Raw genomic sequence first — 18,079 nt, 5'->3', positions numbered from 1 at the left:
CGTCTCCTGTCGATCGTGCGCGCTGGCGCCGCTCAGAACGGCGAGTCGGGGAAGTAGAACTGTTTGGCGTTCTCCTTCGTGATCAGCACCGAGGGAATGATCGTCGTGGCCGGCAGCGGCTTGCCCGCGAGACGCGCCTCGGCCGTGAGCTTGATCGCGTCGTAGATGAACTTCGGCGAATACGACACGTCGGCCTTCACGAGCGGATCGCCGTCCATCACGCGCTTGACCATCTCCTTCGATCCCGCGCCGCCGAACACGATCTTGATGTCGTTGCGCTTGGCCTGGTCGATCGCCTTGAGCACGCCCACGGCCATGTCGTCGTCGGCGGCCCACACGGCGTCGATGTGCTTGAAGCGCGTGAGGTAATCCTGCATCGTGCGGAACGCGTCGTCGCGGTTCCAGTTCGCGTACTTTGCGTCGAGGATCTTGATGTCGGGATAGCCCTTCAGCACGGTCGTGAACGCGGTCCAGCGCTCGTTGTCGAGCGTGGTGGGAATGCCGCGCAGCGCGACGATGTCGCCCTTGCCGTTCAACTGCTTCGCGAGATATTCAGCGGGGATCTTGCCGAACGCCGTGTTGTCGCCCGCCACATAGGCGTCCTGTGCGCTCGTGTCGGTCAGGCCGCGATCGACCACCGTCACGTACACGCCCTTCTTCTTCACCTGCGCGACGGGCTGCGTGAGCGAAGCCGATTCATACGGGAAGATCACGAGCGCGTTGATCTTGTTCACCGTCACGAGGTCCTGCAACTGGTTCGCCTGATCGGGCGCGTTCGCCGCCGTCTTGACGATGACCTTCAGGTCGGGATGCGCCTTTTCGAGTTCCTTTTTCGCCTCGTTCGCCCACCAGACGATGCCGCCCGTGAAGCCGTGGTCGGCCGTTGGAATGGCCACGCCCAGCGTGACCTTGTCGTCGGCGCGCGCCGCACCCGCACCGAAGGTCGCCGCCACGCCGAGCGCCAGCGCGCCCGCGCACATCGTTCGAATCATCTTCTTCATGATGCCGTCTCCTATGCGGGCCCGCGCCCGTTTTATGCGTTGAGTGTTCGCTGCCTCCTTCGACCCTTCGACCCCTCGCCCTCTCTTCCGCCCTGCCGGATCTGCTTCGACATCCTTACCGTCTGCCGCGCTGCAAGAACGCCACGGCGATGATCGCCACACCCTGCACCGCCGCATTCAGATACACGCTGATGATGCTCGTGAGATTGAGAATGTTGGCGATGACCGAAAGCAGCACCGCGCCCACCACGGTGCCCGCCACGCGTCCTTCGCCACCCTTGAGCGCGGTGCCGCCCACCACCACGGCGGCGATCGCCTCCAGTTCCCACAGCAGGCCCGTGGTCGGCGTGGCGGAGCCGAGGCGCGGCACATAAAGCACGGTCGCCACGCCCACGCACACGCCGAGCAGCACGTAGGTCGCGCACTTCACGCGATCCACGCGAATCGCCGCATAGCGCGCGACCTGCTCGTTCGAGCCGATGGCCTGCACATGCCGCCCGAACGCGGTGCGATTGAGAATGAGCGCGCCGCCCGCCGCCGTGAGCGCGAACACCCACACGGGCACCGGTATGCCGAAGAGGCTCGCGTAATACACCGGCCCGTAGAGATCGACGAGATTGTTCTGGAGCGTGAGCGCGCCGCCGTCGGCGAGCCACGTGAGCACCGAGCGGAAGAGGCCGAGCGTGCCGAGCGTCACGATGAACGGTTCGATACGCCCGCGCGTGATGAGCAAGCCATGCGCGAGCCCGAACACCGCGCCCAGCACGAGTGCGATCGCCATGCCGATTGCCACGATCGCGAGCGGCGCGAGCCCGTGCGTGCCGGCCAGCGTGTTCATCGTCCAGATCATCACGCCCGCGATGAGCGCCGCCATCGACCCGACCGACAGATCGATGCCGCCCGAGATGATCACGAACGTCATGCCCACGGAGATGATGCCGATGAACGACGTGCGCGTGAGCACATTGAGCAGGTTGCCGGCGGTGGCGAAGTCGCGGTTGAGCAGCGTGCCGAGCACGCATAGCGCGATCAGGCCGATGAGCGGCCCGACGCCCGCGAGCCGATGCACGAGCCGCAGCGCGGCAGCGCGAGCGCGACGCCCCTCGGGCGCCGCTTCAGTGGGTGCCGGTTGCATGGGCGATCAACTCCTCTTCGTTCAGGTGCTCGCGCCCGAGCGTGGCGACGAGCCGGCCCGCGCGCATCACCGCCACGCGATGCGCTAGCCCGATCAGTTCGACCAGCTCCGACGAAATCACCACGACCGCGCGCCCCGAGGCCGCGAGCCGCTGGATCAGGAAATAGATGTCGCGTTTCGCGCCCACGTCCACGCCACGCGTGGGCTCGTCGAGCACGATCACGCGCGGGTCGGGCTGAAGGAACTTGGCGAGCGCGAGCTTCTGCTGGTTGCCGCCCGACAGCATGCGCGCGCGGCTGTTGAGGTCGCCCGTGCGGATGCCGAATTCGCGCACCGCCGTTTCCAGCGCGCGGCGGGCCGCCTTGAGGTCCAGCAGCGGGTGGCCGTAACGTTCGAGCGTCATGAGCGTGAGGTTGTCCTGAAGCGTGAGGTTCATGTGCAGGCCACGGCCTTTTCTGTCTTCGCTCAGGTAGGTGAGGCCGTGGCGCATCGCGTCGCGCGGCTGATGCAGCGTCACGGCGCGGCCGTCGATTTCGATGACGCCCGCGCGCCGCGCGCGCAGGCCCACAATGGCCTCGAACGCTTCGCTGCGCCCCGCGCCCACGAGCCCGGCGAAGCCGAGTATCTCGCCCGCGCGCACCTCGAACGAGAGGTCCTCGACCCAGCCCGGCACCGCGAGATTCGTCACGCGCAGCGCCACGCTCGCGTCCTCGGGCGCGGCCTGTTTCTCCGGAAACATGTCGGAGACGTCGCGGCCCACCATCAGGTTCGCCATCTGCTGGCGCGCGAGGCCTGCCGTCGCGCTCGCGGCCACGAAACGGCCGTCGCGCATCACGACCACGTCGTCGGTGATCCGCTCCACTTCGTCGAGCTTGTGCGAGATGTAGACGAGCGTCGTGCCCGCCGCGCGCAGCTTCGTCATCAACGCGAAGAGGCGCGCCGTTTCGGCGGGCGTGAGCGTGGCCGTGGGTTCGTCCATGATGAGCAGGCGCGCGTGCCGCGACAGCGCCTTGGCGATCTCCACCAGTTGCTTTTCGGCCACGATCAGGTCGCGCACTTTGACGTCCGGGTCGCGTGCGAGCCCCACCTGCGCGAGCAGATCGCGCGCTTCGCGGCGCATGGCGGCGTCGTCGACGAGCCAGCCCCGGCGCTTCTCGTGGCCAAGGAAGATGTTCTGCGCGATCGTGAGATGCTCGGCGAGGTTGAACTCCTGGTGAATCAGCACGATGCCGGCCGCCTCGGCCTCGCGCGAGCCTTCGAAGCGGCGCGCCACGCCGTCCACGAGCATCTCGCCCGCGCTTGCCGCTTCATAACCCGCGAGGATCTTCATGAGCGTGGACTTGCCCGCGCCGTTCTCGCCGAGCAGCCCGTGAATGCGCCCCGGCGCGAGTTCGAAGCTCACGCCGTGCAGCACGCGCACGGGACCGAAGTCCTTGCGGATGTCGTTGAACTTCACGGCGACGCTCATGAGCGTGCGCTCCTCCTCGATGGCGCCGCCCGTGGCGGCGTGTCTCCTGCGTTCAGGCGCTCTCGCGTATCACGAGCCGATGCGGCAGCAGCACGCCCGGCACGCTCGCGCGCGGGTCGGCGAGGCGCCGCAGCAACAGCCGCGCGGCCGTCTCGCCCAGTTCGCGCATGGGCTGGGCGATCGTCGTGAGCGGCGGGTCGATGCGCGCGGCAAGCGCGATGTCGTCGAAGCCCACCACGGCGACGTCGTCGGGCACGCGCCGCCCCACGCTGCGCAAGCCGTTGACGACGCCCACCGCCAGCGTGTCCGACACCGCGAAAATCGCCTCGGGCGCGTGCTCCGCCGGCAAGTGCATCAGCGCGGCGGCGGCCTGCGCGCCCGCGTCGTAGTCGAGGCAGTTCACATTCACGCGCCAGGCGTCGCGCGCCTCGACGCCGGCCTCGGCAAGCGCGTCGCGCCAGCCGTCGCGGCGCTGCCGCGCGTAGAGGTAGTGCTCGTCGGAGTTGATGAGCGCGACGCGTCGCCGCCCCCGCGCGATCAAATGCCGCACCGCGTCGTGCGCGGCCCGGTAGTTGTCGATGCCTACAAATGGCACGCCCACGTCCGGGTCGAACTCGCAGCAGGCCACCCACGGCAGCGCCGCCGATTCGGCCGCCATCAGCCGGTTGGCTTGCTGCACCGTGGCCGGATCGAGGCAGATCGCGCCGTCCGCGCGATGGCGGCGCAGCAGGTCGAAGTAGCCGCGCTCGCGGCCCGCGTCGGCGCCCGTGTCGCACAGCAGCATGAAATAACCGTGCTGGCGCGCCACGCTGTCGATGCCGCGCACGATCTCGGCGTAAAACGGGTTGCCGAAGTCGGGCACCATCGTGAGGAGCAGGCGGCTTTCGGCGGTGCGCAGGTTGCGCGCGAGTTCGTTTACGCGATAGCCGCTCGCCTCGACCTCGGCCAGCACGCGCTCGCGCGTCGCGGCGCGCACGTTCGCGTGGCCGTTGAGCACGCGCGAAACCGTCGCGACCGACACGCCCACGCGCTGCGCGACCGCGGCAATGGAGCCACCGCGCACGCCCTCGCCCGCGCCTTGCGCGTCAGCGTTTTCGGGCTGCGGCGATCCAGACGGGTGAGCGGACATGGCGGCGTTCGGGGCCCCGGATGTAATCGATTACATTTTTGGTAGGTAAATCGCAAAACCGCAAGGCGCATGAAGCCAGGACAAACACCGATCCGATATTGGCGCCCGGATGCGCCCCGGCTGCCGACGGCGAGGCAAAGCCAGAAGCCGGTTTGCTACAATTCTGCGGTTGCCCGACGCCTTTTTTGCCGGGCCTGGTGGGGTGTCGCGAGCAACGGGGAAGGCTTCCAGCGCGCGGGCCAGCCCCATGACCCCGGAACCGCCGTCCGGAGCGAAGCAGAATCCGAAAGCGGTCCCGAACTGATCCCGACCACAACGCCGAGTCACCATGAACATCGAACAAGCGCGTTTCAACATGATCGAACAGCAGATTCGCCCCTGGGAAGTGCTCGACCAGGACGTGCTGAACCTGCTCTCGATCGTCAAGCGTGAGCATTTCGTCCCCGCGGCCTATGTCGACATCGCGTTTGCCGACCTCGAACTGCCGCTGCCGAACGGGCAGCACATGCTGGCGCCGCGCGTCGAGGCGCGCGTGCTCCAGGAACTCGCGGTGAAGAAGCACGAAAGCGTGCTGGAAATCGGCGCGGGCTCCGGCTACATGGCGGCGCTGCTCGCGCACCGCGCGCAGAAGGTGCTGACCGTGGAGATCGACACGGAGCTCGCCGAGTTCGCCCGCGCGAACTTCGTCAAGAACGGCGTGCTGAACGCCGAAGTCGCGCTCGGCGACGGCGCGCGCGGCTGGGCCGCCAACGCGCCCTACGACGTGATCTGCGTCTCGGGCGGCCTGCCGGTCGTGCCGCAGGAACTGCTTGAGCAGCTCAAGGTGGGCGGCCGCCTCGCCGCATTCGTGGGCTCAGCGCCCGTCATGGAAGCGCAGATCATCACGCGCATCGACGAGAAGCAGTACCGCATCGCCGGCGTGTTCGAAACCTACGTCGAACCGCTGCAAAACGCCGTGCACCCGCCGCGCTTCAAGTTCTGACGCGCGCCGGCTCACTGTTGCATCCGTTGCATTGCCGGGCGCCTTTCGCGGCGGCCCGGCCTTTTACCTGATCGAGTGTTCCATGCAGAATCTGACCGCCCCCGCTCTTGCCGAATGGCTCGCCGACACCTCGCGCGCCACCCCTGTGCTGCTCGACGTGCGCGAGCCCTGGGAAATCGAAACGGCGAAGATCGCCGGCAGCCTGTCGATCCCGATGCGCGAGATCCCCGCGCGCAGCGAGGAACTCGACGACGAAGCGCAGATCGTCTGCATTTGCCACCACGGCGCGCGCAGCGCCCAGGTGGCGATGTTCCTGGAGTCGCGCGGCTACACGAAGGTGTTCAACCTGCAAGGCGGCATCGACGCGTGGTCGCGTCAGGTCGACCCCAAGGTGCCGACGTACTGAGCCTCCTCGCTTGAGCGCCAGTGCCTGCACTGGCGAGACAGATTGAAAGGGCGTGGCTTCGGCCACGCCCTTTGTCGTTTTGAGGCCGGCGCTTTTCAAGCGCGTCTTCTTTTCGCTTCACGTCGCTTCACGTCACTCCACTCCGCTTCGCCCCGCCTGACGCGCGCACCGTGCATGCACAACGATGCAGCGTGCGCCGCCGCACCGGCCGCTTCGCATCATGCATGCGCGCACTGAGACGATGCAGCGCGCCCGAACATGCATCTCGCTGCACCACAATCGCCCGCTTGCCGTGCGCGCACGCATGCGCCCCGCATCGGCGCACCCCTTGTGGGGCAAGCCTCGCACTTTCCCCTCGCGCTGGCACAACGTTTGCAGAAGGGTACGGGCAAGACTGGCCACACACACACCGGGCGGCGCGCAAGACGACAAACGACCACGCGCCACGGCCCACGACCTATTTCATCGACAAGGGGCAAATAAATGAAACGTCGCAGTCTGTTGAAACTCGGGACGATGTCGGGCGCACTCGCGGTTGCGGGACGCGTACCGTTCGCGCATGCGGACACCGGCACCGGCCCGATCAAGGTCGGCATCCTGCACTCGCTCTCGGGCACGATGGCGATTTCGGAGACCTCGCTGAAAGACACCGCGTTGATGACGATCGCCGACATCAACAAGAACGGCGGCGTGATGGGCCGGCAGATCCAGCCCGTGGTGGTCGACCCGGCCTCGAACTGGCCGCTGTTCGCCGAAAAGGCCCGCCAGCTTCTCACCCAGGACAAGGTGGCCTGCGTATTCGGCTGCTGGACCTCGGTGTCGCGCAAGTCGGTGCTGCCCGTGTTCGAGGAACTCAACGGCCTGCTCTACTACCCCGTGCAGTACGAAGGGGAAGAGATGTCGCGCAACGTGTTCTATACGGGCGCCGCGCCCAACCAGCAGGCCATTCCGGCCGTGGAATACCTGATGGGCGCCGAAGGCGGGGGCGCCAAGCGCTTCTTCCTGCTCGGCACCGACTATGTGTACCCGCGCACGACCAACAAGATCCTGCGCGCCTTCCTGCACTCCAAGGGCGTGAAGGACAGCGATATTCAGGAGGTCTACACGCCGTTCGGTCATAGCGACTATCAGACCATCGTCGCGAACATCAAGACGTTTTCGCAAGGCGGCAAGACCACGGTCGTCTCGACCATCAACGGCGACTCGAACGTGCCGTTCTACAAGGAACTCGGCAACCAGGGCATCAAGGCCACCGACGTGCCCGTGGTCGCGTTCTCCGTGGGCGAGGAAGAACTGCGCGGCATCGACACGAAGCCGCTCGTGGGGCACCTCGCCGCGTGGAACTACTTCATGTCGGTGAAAGGCCCGAACAACACAAAGTTCAAGGACCAGTTCGAAGCGTGGGTGAAGGCGAACAACCTGCCCGGTGGTGCCAGGCGCGTGACCAATGACCCGATGGAAGCGACCTTCGTCGGCATCCATATGTGGAAGCAGGCCGTGGAAAAAGCGAAGAGCACCGACGTCGACAAGGTGCGCACCGCCATGATCGGGCAGACCGTGGCGGCGCCGTCGGGCTTCACGCTCACGATGGACGGCAATCACCACCTGCACAAGCCGGTGATGATCGGCGAGATTCGCGGCGACGGTCAGTTCAACGTGGTGTGGAAGACGAAGACGGCAATCCGCGCGCAACCGTGGAGCCCGTTCATTGCCGGCAACGAAGGCAAGCCGGACGTGGTCACGCAAAGCACGCTGCCCGCCTTCCTGCGCCGCTCGCGCGTCGCCTGATGTTGCCCGTCACAGGCGTGCTGCACGCCTTCCGCCCGCCACGCGTGTTGCGCGCGTGACCGGCTCACGGGCCGCCCGCGCGCCGCGAAGCGTGATCGCGCCGCGCGGCGGCCCGCATTAAAAAGAACATCATCATGGCTCTCTCACTCACGAGGTACGCCCGCGCGGGCCTGCGCCGGGCGCTCGGCGCCGCGGCGCTGTTCGCGGCGCTCACCACGACCGCCCACGCGCTCGATAACGCCGATGTCACGCCGCTCGCCGGCGACGACTTCGACGCGAAATCCGCGGCCGTCGACAAGCTCATCGCGACACACGACGCCGCCTCGCTCGCGCTGCTCAAGGCGCTCGCCGACGACACCGTCACCGCGACCGATTCGGGCCAGGTGCTCGTTCAGGACGGCGACAACGCGCGCGACGCCGCAACGGGCAAGCCCGTCGCCGCGAACGTCGCAGCGAGTGCGCAGCCCATCACGCTGAACAATCTGTTGCGCTCGAAAGTGGCGGGCGCCGTGTCGGGCCTGCAACTCGCCTCGCCCGACCTGGAGACACGCCGCGCCGCCATCGCCGCATTGCTGAAGAACCCCGACCCGTCGATGAAGCCGATGATCGACGCCGCGCGCGCGAAGGAAACCGACGCCGCGCTCAAGCGCCGCCTCGACACGCTCTGGGCCATGACCGCGCTGCACGATCCGGACGCCGCGACGCGCCTCGAAGCGGCGAAGCTCGTCGCCGCGCGCCACGACCTCGACATGTACGAACTGCTGCGCCCGCTCGTGGCAAAGAACGCGAGCGGCGCATGGAGCGAGCCCGACGCCGACGTGCGCGCCGTCGCACAACAGGGCATCGCCGCGCTCGACTCGATCCAGCGCCGCAGCGAGATCGCGGGCACGCTGTTCGCGGGCCTCTCGCTCGGCAGCGTGCTGCTGCTCGCGGCGCTCGGCCTCGCCATCACGTATGGCCTGATCGGCGTGATCAACATGGCGCACGGCGAATTCCTCATGATCGGTGCGTACGCAACCTATGTGGTGCAATCGCTCGTGCAGCGCTACGCGCCCGGTGCGTTCGACTGGTATCCCCTCTTCGCGATTCCCGCGTCGTTCGTCACCGCCGCGCTGGTGGGCGCCGTGATCGAACGGCTCGTGATCCGCCATCTCTACGGCCGCCCGCTGGAGACGCTGCTCACCACGTTCGGCATCAGCCTCATCCTCATTCAGGCCACGCGCATGATCTTCGGCGCGCAGAACGTGCAGGTCGAAAACCCCTCGTGGATGAGCGGCGGCGTCACGGTCATGCAGAACCTGATCCTGCCGTACAACCGCCTCGCGATCCTCGCGTTCTCGCTGATCGTAGTGGGCATCGCGTGGACCGTGCTCACAAAAACGCGTCTTGGCCTCTTCGTGCGCGCGGTCACGCAGAACCGCCGCATGGCCGCGTGCGTGGGCGTGCGCACCGCGCGCGTGGATGCCTGGGCCTTCGCGTTCGGCGCGGGCGTGGCGGGACTCGGCGGCTGCGCGCTCTCGCAGATCGGCAACGTCGGCCCCGACCTGGGCCAGAGCTACATCATCGACTCGTTCATGGCCGTGGTGCTGGGCGGCGTCGGGCAAATCGCGGGCACCGTGATCGGCGGCTTCGGCCTCGGGCTCGTTTCCAAGGCCATCGAGCCGTTCTGGGGCGCGGTGCTCGCGAAGATCGCCGTGCTCGTGCTGATCGTGCTCTTCATCCAGAAGCGTCCGCAGGGCCTCTTCGCCCTCAAGGGCCGCAGCGCGGAGGCATGACATGACAAGCGTCACTTCGACTTCCACGCCCCCCACGCTGGGCGCACCGCACGCGTCCGGCGACGGCGCCGAGACGTTCGCCCTCGGGCTGCCCGCGCGCCCCGCCCTGCTCACGCCGCGCGCGTGGCTCGCCCTCATCGCGCTCATTCTCACGATCGGCGTGGGCGTGCCGCTGTGCGCGCTGGTGCTGCCGCAGACGAGCGCGATGCATCTTTCCGCCTATGCGATGACGCTCGGAGGCAAGCTCATGTGCTACGCCATCGCCGCGCTCGCGCTCGATCTCGTGTGGGGCTACTGCGGCATCCTGAGCCTCGGCCACGGCCTCTTCTTCGCGCTCGGCGGCTACGCCATCGGCATGTACCTCATGCGCGAGATCGGCCACGACGGCAAGTACGGCAGCGACCTGCCCGACTTCATGGTGTTTCTCGACTGGCATGCGCTGCCGTGGTACTGGCAAGGCACCGAGCACCTCTGGTTCGCGCTCCTGCTCGTCGTGCTGGCGCCCGCCGTGGTTGCGTGGGTGTTCGGCTTCTTCACGTTCCGCTCGCGCGTGAAGGGCGTGTACCTCTCCATCATCACCCAGGCCATGACGTTCGCGGCGATGCTGCTCTTCTATCGCAACGAAACCGGCTTCGGCGGCAACAACGGCTTCACGGACTTCAAGCGCATCGCGGGCATGCCGATCACGCATCCGGGCACGCGCACCGTGCTGTTCCTGCTCACGTTCGCCGTGCTCGTGCTCGCGTTCCTCGCCGCGCGCGCCATCGTCACCTCGAAGCTCGGCCGCGTCGTGACCGCCGTGCGCGACGGCGAAACGCGCCTCATGTTCCTCGGCTACAGCCCGCTTGGCTACAAGCTGTTCGTGTGGACCCTCTCGGCCGTGCTGTGCGGCATTGCGGGCGCGCTCTACGTGCCGCAGGTCGGCATCATCAACCCGAGCGAGATGTCGCCGGGCAACTCGATCGAAATGGCGATCTGGGTGGCCGTGGGCGGCCGCGGCACGCTCATCGGCCCGATCATCGGCGCGTTCGCCGTGAACGGCGCGAAGAGTTTCTTCACCGCCCATTTCGCCGAATACTGGCTGTTCTTCCTTGGCCTCATGTTCGTGCTGGTGCCGCTCCTTTTGCCCAACGGCATCATGGGTCTCATCGACCTCCTGAAGCATCGCCTCACCGTACGGAGCCAGCGCCCATGATCGGACTCAGCGTGCTCAACGACCCGCTCAACCCCAACCCCTTCGACGAAGCGCTCAAGGGCGACGAACTCGCGCTCTCCGGTGTCGCCGACATGGGACATGTGGTCGAGCCCGGCACGATCGACACCTCGCACGGCACGATCCTCTATCTGGAAGACGTGACCGTGAGCTTCGACGGCTTTCGCGCGCTCAACAAGCTCTCGCTCACCATCGACGCGGGCGAGTTGCGCTGCGTGATCGGCCCGAACGGCGCGGGCAAGACCACGATGATGGACGTCATCACGGGCAAGACCGCGACCGACTCGGGCAAGGTGTTCCTCGGCCAGACGCTCGATCTCACGCGCATGAACGAACCGGCGATCGCGCGCGTGGGCATCGGCCGCAAGTTCCAGAAGCCCACCGTGTTCGAGCAACACCCCGTGTGGGAGAACCTCGAACTTGCGATGAAAGCCGACAAGGGCTGGTTCGCGACGCTGCGCGCGCGCCTCGATCGCGACGCGCAGGCGAAGATCGAGGAAACGCTCGAAGTGATCCGGCTGGAGAGCGACGCGCGGCGCCTCGCCGGCGAGCTGTCGCACGGCCAGAAACAGCGCCTCGAAATCGGCATGCTGCTCATGCAGAAGCCGCAACTGCTGCTGCTCGACGAACCCGCCGCGGGCATGACCGACGACGAGACGATGGAACTCGCCACGCTGCTCAACCGCTTGCGCGGCAGTTGCTCGATGATGGTGGTGGAGCACGACATGGAGTTTGTCGCGGCGCTCGCGGGCGAAACCGGCCGCGTGACGGTGATGGCCGAGGGCAGCGTGCTCGCGCACGGCACGCTCGACGACGTGAAGCGCGACGAAGCGGTGATCGAATCGTATCTGGGCCGCTAGGCCTCCCCCGAATGACTTTGGCACGACATCAGCCATGCTAACCATCGAATCGCTGAACCAGTACTACGGCGGCAGCCACATCCTGCGCAACGTCTCGATGACGGTGCCCGAGGGCGAACTGACCGTGCTGCTCGGCCGCAACGGCGTGGGCAAGACAACCCTGCTGCGCTGCCTCATGGGCGTCGTGGCGACGAAGAACGGCTCGATCGCCTGGCGCGGCGAGCCGCTCACGAAGCTGCCGACCCACGCGCGCGTGGCGCACGGTCTCGCTTATGTGCCGCAAGGGCGCGACATCTTTCCGCGCCTGAGCGTGGAAGAGAACCTGCTGGTGGGCGCGGCGAGCAAGAAGCGCATGCCCTCCGGCGTGCCCGCGCATATCTACGAGCTCTTTCCCGTGCTCAAGGAGATGAAGACGCGGCGCGGCGGCGACCTCTCGGGCGGCCAGCAACAGCAGCTCGCCATTGGCCGCGCGCTCATGAGCGATCCCCGCTTGCTGATACTCGACGAGCCCACCGAAGGCATTCAGCCTTCGATCATCCAGGACATTGGCCGCACGCTGCGCCGGCTCGTGGAAGAGATGCAGATGACGGTGCTGCTCGTCGAACAGTATTACGACTTCGCCAAGGCCATTGCCGACCGCTACTGGGTGATGAGCCGCGGCGAGATCGTGGCGGGCGGCGCGGGCGCGAGCATGGATGCGGACGGCGTGCGGGAGTTGATCGCGGTTTGAGCGCGGATCGTGCGCGGATTGTGCGCGGTTTGAGCACAGACCGGGCGTGCTATCCTCCACGCCATCCCCCGCTTCCTCCCCGTCGCCCCGCATGTCGCTCCACGTCGATCACGCCGCACTCGCCAACACCACGCTACGCAGCACCGCGCATCAGGAATGGGCCGCGAAGCTCGAACTCGGCTTCGCGCGCCAGCAGGAACGCACGGCGCTCACGCACCGGCTGCACAGCGGGCCGTTGCGCGTGCAACGGCCGCTCTACCCCGAAGGCGACGCGATCTGTCACGCGGTGATCGTGCATCCGCCCGCCGGCATCGCGGGCGGCGACCGGCTCGACATCGACGTGAACGTGGGCGACGGCGCGCACGCCGTGCTCACCACGCCGGGCGCGACCAAGTGGTACAAGTCCAACGGGCGCGTGGCGCGCCAGCGCATCAAGGTGCGCGTGGGCGCGGGCGCGAAGCTCGACTGGCTGCCGCAGAACAACCTCGTGTTCGACCACGCGCACGCGGAGCTCGACTTCTCGCTCACGCTCGACGCGGGCGCGACCGCCATCGGCTGGGACACCACGCAACTGGGCCGCCAAGCCGCGGGCGAGCGCTGGTCGGCGGGCATGCTGCGCGCGCTCACGCGCGTGGCGCGCGCCTCGGCGGATAACGGCGAAGAAGAACTGCTCTGGTTCGAACGCGCGCTCATCGACGCCGCCGACCCGCTGCGCGACGCACCGCAAGGGCTCGCGGGCTACCCGGCGTTCGGCGTGCTGTGGGCGATCAGCCCCGCCTGCACCGACGCGCTGGCGCAGGACCTCGCCGCCACCCTGCCCTTCGACGACGCAATGCGCTCGGGCGTGAGCTGTGTCGCGCCCGGCGTCATGCTCGTGCGTGTGGTCGCGCGTTCGATGGAACCGCTACAGAACACGCTCGCGCAATGCTGGACGTCGCTGCGTCCGTTCGTGCATGGCGTGAAGGCCACGCCGCTGCGCCTGTGGACGACCTGAGCGCGTCTCATACGCACCACAAAGGTGCTACCCCGCTCACCCATGCACGATGTCGCGACGCGCGCACCTCAATTCGGTGCGCGGATACGCCATGAATGGTGCATTCACGCTGTCCCCATCACTGGCACACACCTTGCTGTGAGCTTGCACCGATGCGCGCGCTCCGCGCGCGACGCCGCAAGCTGCGCGTAACCTGGTTCCCGTAAGCTGGGCCGGCAGACTTGCCCCAACCGACCCAGAACGATGAAGCTCACGCCACGCGAGAAAGACAAGCTCCTGATCTTCACCGCCGCGCTGCTCGCCGAAAGGCGCCGCGCGCGCGGCCTCAAGCTCAACTACCCGGAGGCGGTCGCCTTCATCAGCGCCGCGCTGATGGAAGCGGCCCGCGACGGCAAGACCGTTGCCGAGGTCATGCACTACGGCACCACGCTGCTCACGCGCGACGACGTGATGGACGGCGTGCCCGAGATGATTCCCGACATCCAGGTCGAAGCCACCTTCCCCGACGGCACCAAGCTCGTCACCGTCCACCATCCGATTCCGTGAAGGCGCGCTCATGATCCCAGGCGAGATGTTGATCGACGACGGCGAGATCGAGCTCAACGCAGGCCGCGAAACCGTCACCGTGACGGTCTCCAACACGGGTGACCGCCCCGTGCAGATCGGCTCGCATTTCCACTTCTACGAAGTCAACGAGGCGCTCTCGTTCGAGCGCGAGGCCGCGCGCGGCTTTCGCCTGAACATCGCGGCGGGCACCGCCGTGCGCTTCGAGCCAGGCCAGGAGCGCACCGTCGAGCTCGTGGCGCTCGCGGGCGAGCGCGCCGTGTATGGCTTCAACGGCAAGGTGATGGGCCCGCTCTGAGCGCGCCCCGCATTCATCAGGAATCCGATATGACATTGAAGATCGGCCGCCGCGCCTATGCGGAGATGTTCGGCCCCACGACCGGCGACCGCGTGCGCCTCGCCGACACCGAACTCATCATCGAAGTCGAGCGCGACTACACCGTCTACGGCGACGAAGTGAAGTTCGGCGGCGGCAAGGTGATACGCGACGGCATGGGCCAGTCGCAGCGCCTGCACGCCGAAGTCGCGGACACCGTCGTCACGAACGCGGTGATCGTCGATCACTGGGGCATCGTGAAGGCCGACATCGGCATCAAGGACGGCCGTGTCTGGCGCATCGGCAAGGCGGGCAACCCCGACGTGCAGCCGGGCGTGACGATACCCATCGGCGCCTCGACCGAAGTGATCGCGGGCGAAGGCCAGATCGTCACGGCGGGCGGCATCGACACGCACATCCACTTCATCAGCCCGCAGCAGATCGACGAGGCGCTCGCCTCAGGCGTGACGACGATGCTTGGCGGCGGCACCGGCCCGGCCACGGGCACCAACGCCACCACCTGCACGCCGGGGCCGTGGCATATGGAGCGCATGTTGCAAGCGGCCGACGGCTGGCCGATCAACCTCGGCTTTCTCGGCAAGGGCAATGTGAGCCTGCCCAAGCCCGCCGAAGAGCAGATCGCCGCCGGCGCCATCGGCCTCAAGCTGCACGAGGACTGGGGCTCCACGCCCGCGGCCATCGACAACTGCCTCACCGTTGCGGACGCAACGGATACGCAGGTCGCCATCCACACCGACACGCTCAACGAATCGGGCTTCGTGGAAGCGACGGTCAACGCGTTCAAGGGCCGCACGATCCACACGTACCACACCGAAGGCGCGGGCGGCGGCCACGCGCCCGACATCATCAAGGTGTGCGGCGAAGCGAACGTGCTGCCCTCCTCGACCAACCCCACGCGCCCATACACGATCAACACGCTCGACGAGCACCTCGACATGCTGATGGTGTGCCATCACCTCGATCCGTCGATTGCCGAGGACATCGCGTTCGCCGAGTCGCGCATTCGCCGCGAGACCATCGCCGCCGAGGACATCCTTCACGATCTCGGCGCGCTGTCGATGCTTTCTTCGGATTCCCAGGCAATGGGCCGCGTGGGCGAAGTCATCATCCGCACGTGGCAGACCGCGCACAAGATGAAGGTGCAGCGCGGCGCGCTGGCCGAGGACAATGCGCGCAACGACAACTTCCGTGTGAAGCGCTATGTGGCGAAGTACACGATCAATCCCGCGCTCACGCACGGCATCGCGCACGAGGTGGGCTCGCTCGAGCCGGGCAAGTGGGCCGACCTCGTGTTCTGGGAGCCGGCGTTCTTCGGCATCAAGCCTTCGCTCATTCTCAAGGGCGGCATGATCGCGCTCGCGCAGATGGGCGACCCGAACGCCTCGATCCCCACGCCGCAGCCCGTGCACTACCGGGAGATGTTCGCGACGCGCGGGCGCGCGCTCGCGCAAACCTCGCTCACCTTCGTTTCGCAGCTCTCGCTCGACAAGCGCATACCCGAGCGCTACGGCCTGCAAAAACGCGTGGTCGCGGTGCGCAACTGCCGCAGCGTGACGAAGCGCGACATGATTCATAACGCCTGGCAGCCGTCGATCAGCGTCGATCCCGAGACCTACCAGGTCGTCGCCGACGGTCAGCTTCTCACCTGCGAGCCGGCCACGGTGCTGCCAATGGCACAGCGTTACTTTCTGTTCTAAAGTTTTGACATGCGCACGATCGACAAACGACTCAACGCGAAGCTCGCGCCGGTGCTCATGCAACGCGCGCCCACGCTCACGCTCCCATACGATGCGCGCTGCAAGAGCCGCTTCGCGGCCACGCTCGACACGGGCGAGGAAGTGGGCGTGGTGCTGCCGCGCGGCACAGTGCTGCGCGACGGCGACATGCTCGTGGCCGACGACGGCGGCCTCGTGCGCGTGATCGCGGCGGCCGAAAGCGTGCTGCGCGTGCGCGCCCCCGATCGCCTCACGCTCACGCGCGCCGCGTATCACCTCGGCAACCGGCACACGCCGGTGGAAGTGGGCGCCGACGAACTCAAGCTCGAAGCGGACCCCGTGCTCGAAGACATGCTCACGCGCCTGGGCGCCCAGGTCGAGCGCGCGCAGTTGCCGTTCCAGCCCGAAGCGGGCGCGTACAGCGGTCAAGGCGGTGGTCAAGGCGGCGGCCATCGACACGGCCACGACGAGACCTTCGCCGAGGACTATGCACTCGCGCAACGCGTGTACGAGGACCACCACGGGCATGCGCATTCGCACGATCACGCCCACGGCGAAGATCACGTGCACGGCCACGATTGCGGGCACGACCACGGTCATTGCGACGGCCACGCGCACGACCACAGCCATGAACATCGCTGAGCTCACCGCACTGCTGCATCTCGCCTCGCCGGCTCTGCCCATTGGCGCGTTCAGCTACTCGCAAGGGCTCGAAGCGGCGATCGACGTCCAGCTCGTCACGAATGCCGACGACGCCACGCGCTGGATCGCGGGCGGTCTCTCCAGCGTGCTCGCGACCGGCGAACTCCCGTTCGTCGCGCATCAACTCGAACGCTGGCGCACGCATGACGCCCACGCGCTGATCGAGGCCAACGCGCAATTCGTCGCGAGCCGCGAGTCGGCCGAACTGCGCCGCGAGACCGCGCAAATGGGCTGGTCCTTGCGCCAGCTTTGCGCGCAGCTCGAATGGGGCGACGCCGGGCGGCGCGCGACCCTGGAACGCATGACGCCGGTAGCGCAGCCCACGGCCTTCGCGTTCGCCGCCTGGGCGCACGCAGCCGCGCCCGACGCCACGCTCGCGGCCTACGCGTTCAGCTGGATCGAAAACCAGACGGCCGCCGCCCTCAAGGCGGTGCCGCTCGGCCAGCTCGCGGGGCAGCGCATCATCGTCGCGCTGCGGCCCGAAATCGAAAAAGCCGTGGCGCGCGCGCTCGCCACCCCGCCCGAATCGCTCAACACCTTCGCGCCGCAACTCGGCATTCTCTCCGGGCGGCACGAATCGCAATACTCGCGGCTTTTCCGCTCCTGAACCCGCACGTCATCGAACAACCATGAATTCGCTCGCATCCAGCAAACGTACGAAGAAACTGCCGCCGCTGCGCGTCGGCGTGGGCGGCCCGGTCGGCTCCGGCAAGACCACCCTGCTCGAAATGCTCTGCAAGGCCATGCGCGAGCGCTACGACCTCGTCGCCATCACCAACGACATCTATACGAAGGAAGACCAGCGCCTCCTGACCGTCGCGGGCGCCCTGCCCGCCGAACGCATCATGGGCGTGGAAACGGGCGGCTGCCCGCACACCGCGATCCGCGAAGACGCCTCGATCAATCTCGAAGCCGTCGACCAGATGCTCACGCGCTTTCCCGATGCCGATATCGTCTTCATCGAATCGGGCGGCGACAATCTCGCCGCCACCTTCAGCCCCGAGCTGTCGGACCTGACCATTTACGTGATCGACGTGGCGGGCGGCGAGAAGATCCCGCGCAAGGGCGGCCCCGGCATCACGAAGTCGGACCTGCTCGTCATCAACAAGACCGACCTCGCGCCGCTCGTGGGGGCGAACCTCGACGTGATGGCGAGCGACGCGAAGAAGATGCGCGGCGAGCGGCCCTTCGTGATGTGCAATCTGAAGGCGCTCGACGGGCTCGACCAGGTGATCGCCTTCATCGAAAAGCAAGGATTGCTGACGAGCGCGTAACGCGCC

Annotated in this window: 18 protein-coding genes; 14 read left to right on the top strand and 4 right to left on the bottom strand. The window is 67.2% G+C overall.

Annotated features, from left to right (window positions below; all coding sequences use genetic code 11):
- Positions 1-32: 32 nt before the first annotated feature.
- The 4 genes from C7401_RS17100 to C7401_RS17085 all read right to left on the bottom strand — a co-directional run bounded on the left by C7401_RS17100 (position 33) and on the right by C7401_RS17085 (position 4,733).
- Positions 33-1,001, bottom strand: a complete 969-nt coding sequence (locus C7401_RS17100; RefSeq protein ID WP_112172584.1) for a substrate-binding domain-containing protein — start codon at positions 999-1,001, stop codon at positions 33-35.
- A gap of 115 nt (positions 1,002-1,116) precedes the next feature.
- Positions 1,117-2,136: an ABC transporter permease gene (locus tag C7401_RS17095; protein ID WP_112172583.1), complete on the bottom strand. Its 1,020-nt coding sequence runs from the start codon at positions 2,134-2,136 to the stop codon at positions 1,117-1,119.
- Positions 2,117-3,604, bottom strand: coding sequence for a sugar ABC transporter ATP-binding protein (locus tag C7401_RS17090; RefSeq protein WP_112172582.1), 1,488 nt, complete (start codon positions 3,602-3,604; stop codon positions 2,117-2,119). The genes C7401_RS17095 and C7401_RS17090 overlap by 20 nt, the downstream gene beginning before the upstream one ends.
- Positions 3,605-3,656: 52 nt before the next feature.
- Positions 3,657-4,733 carry a LacI family DNA-binding transcriptional regulator gene (locus tag C7401_RS17085; protein WP_112172581.1) on the bottom strand — a complete coding sequence of 359 codons (1,077 nt, stop codon included), beginning with the start codon at positions 4,731-4,733 and terminating at the stop codon, positions 3,657-3,659.
- Between the two features lie 328 nt (positions 4,734-5,061).
- Here C7401_RS17085 and C7401_RS17080 point away from each other — a divergent pair, with 328 nt between their 5' ends.
- From C7401_RS17080 to ureG, 14 genes are all read left to right on the top strand, one after another.
- Positions 5,062-5,715: a protein-L-isoaspartate O-methyltransferase family protein gene (locus tag C7401_RS17080; protein WP_112172580.1), complete on the top strand. Its 654-nt coding sequence runs from the start codon at positions 5,062-5,064 to the stop codon at positions 5,713-5,715.
- 82 nt (positions 5,716-5,797) lie between these two features.
- A complete protein-coding gene (locus tag C7401_RS17075) occupies positions 5,798-6,121 on the top strand; it encodes a rhodanese-like domain-containing protein (protein WP_112172579.1) in 324 nt (107 codons plus the stop codon).
- A gap of 483 nt (positions 6,122-6,604) precedes the next feature.
- Positions 6,605-7,909 (top strand): urea ABC transporter substrate-binding protein, encoded by a 1,305-nt coding sequence (gene urtA, locus C7401_RS17070; protein WP_112172578.1) that lies wholly within the window; start codon positions 6,605-6,607, stop codon positions 7,907-7,909.
- 134 nt (positions 7,910-8,043) lie between these two features.
- A complete protein-coding gene (gene urtB, locus C7401_RS17065) occupies positions 8,044-9,684 on the top strand; it encodes an urea ABC transporter permease subunit UrtB (RefSeq protein ID WP_112172577.1) in 1,641 nt (546 codons plus the stop codon).
- A gap of 1 nt (position 9,685) precedes the next feature.
- Positions 9,686-10,879, top strand: coding sequence for an urea ABC transporter permease subunit UrtC (gene urtC / locus C7401_RS17060; protein WP_112172576.1), 1,194 nt, complete (start codon positions 9,686-9,688; stop codon positions 10,877-10,879).
- Positions 10,880-10,971: 92 nt separating this feature from the next.
- Positions 10,972-11,757, top strand: a complete 786-nt coding sequence (gene urtD, locus C7401_RS17055) for an urea ABC transporter ATP-binding protein UrtD (protein WP_258397124.1) — start codon at positions 10,972-10,974, stop codon at positions 11,755-11,757.
- Between the two features lie 34 nt (positions 11,758-11,791).
- Positions 11,792-12,487, top strand: a complete 696-nt coding sequence (urtE, locus tag C7401_RS17050; protein ID WP_112172574.1) for an urea ABC transporter ATP-binding subunit UrtE — start codon at positions 11,792-11,794, stop codon at positions 12,485-12,487.
- 91 nt (positions 12,488-12,578) lie between these two features.
- Entirely contained in the window at positions 12,579-13,481 is a 903-nt protein-coding gene (locus C7401_RS17045; RefSeq protein ID WP_112172573.1) for an urease accessory protein UreD, read from the top strand.
- Between the two features lie 243 nt (positions 13,482-13,724).
- The gene (gene ureA / locus C7401_RS17040) at positions 13,725-14,027 is read left to right on the top strand and encodes an urease subunit gamma (RefSeq protein ID WP_065057295.1); all 303 of its coding nucleotides are present in this window, start codon (positions 13,725-13,727) and stop codon (positions 14,025-14,027) included.
- Between the two features lie 10 nt (positions 14,028-14,037).
- Positions 14,038-14,343 (top strand): urease subunit beta, encoded by a 306-nt coding sequence (locus tag C7401_RS17035; protein WP_112172572.1) that lies wholly within the window; start codon positions 14,038-14,040, stop codon positions 14,341-14,343.
- A gap of 29 nt (positions 14,344-14,372) precedes the next feature.
- On the top strand, positions 14,373-16,079 hold the full coding sequence (ureC, locus tag C7401_RS17030; RefSeq protein WP_112172571.1) for an urease subunit alpha: 1,707 nt from the start codon (positions 14,373-14,375) through the stop codon (positions 16,077-16,079).
- Positions 16,080-16,088: 9 nt separating this feature from the next.
- Entirely contained in the window at positions 16,089-16,739 is a 651-nt protein-coding gene (gene ureE, locus C7401_RS17025) for an urease accessory protein UreE (RefSeq protein WP_112172570.1), read from the top strand.
- A complete protein-coding gene (locus C7401_RS17020; protein WP_112172569.1) occupies positions 16,726-17,406 on the top strand; it encodes an urease accessory protein UreF in 681 nt (226 codons plus the stop codon). The genes ureE and C7401_RS17020 overlap by 14 nt, the downstream gene beginning before the upstream one ends.
- Positions 17,407-17,428: 22 nt before the next feature.
- Positions 17,429-18,073, top strand: a complete 645-nt coding sequence (gene ureG / locus C7401_RS17015) for an urease accessory protein UreG (RefSeq protein ID WP_112172568.1) — start codon at positions 17,429-17,431, stop codon at positions 18,071-18,073.
- Positions 18,074-18,079: the final 6 nt, after the last annotated feature.

It is taken from the genome of Paraburkholderia unamae (genome assembly GCF_003268775.1).
In the GTDB taxonomy this organism is placed as follows: Bacteria; Pseudomonadota; Gammaproteobacteria; order Burkholderiales; family Burkholderiaceae; genus Paraburkholderia; species Paraburkholderia unamae.
This window is presented reverse-complemented; position numbering and strand designations above follow the sequence as displayed.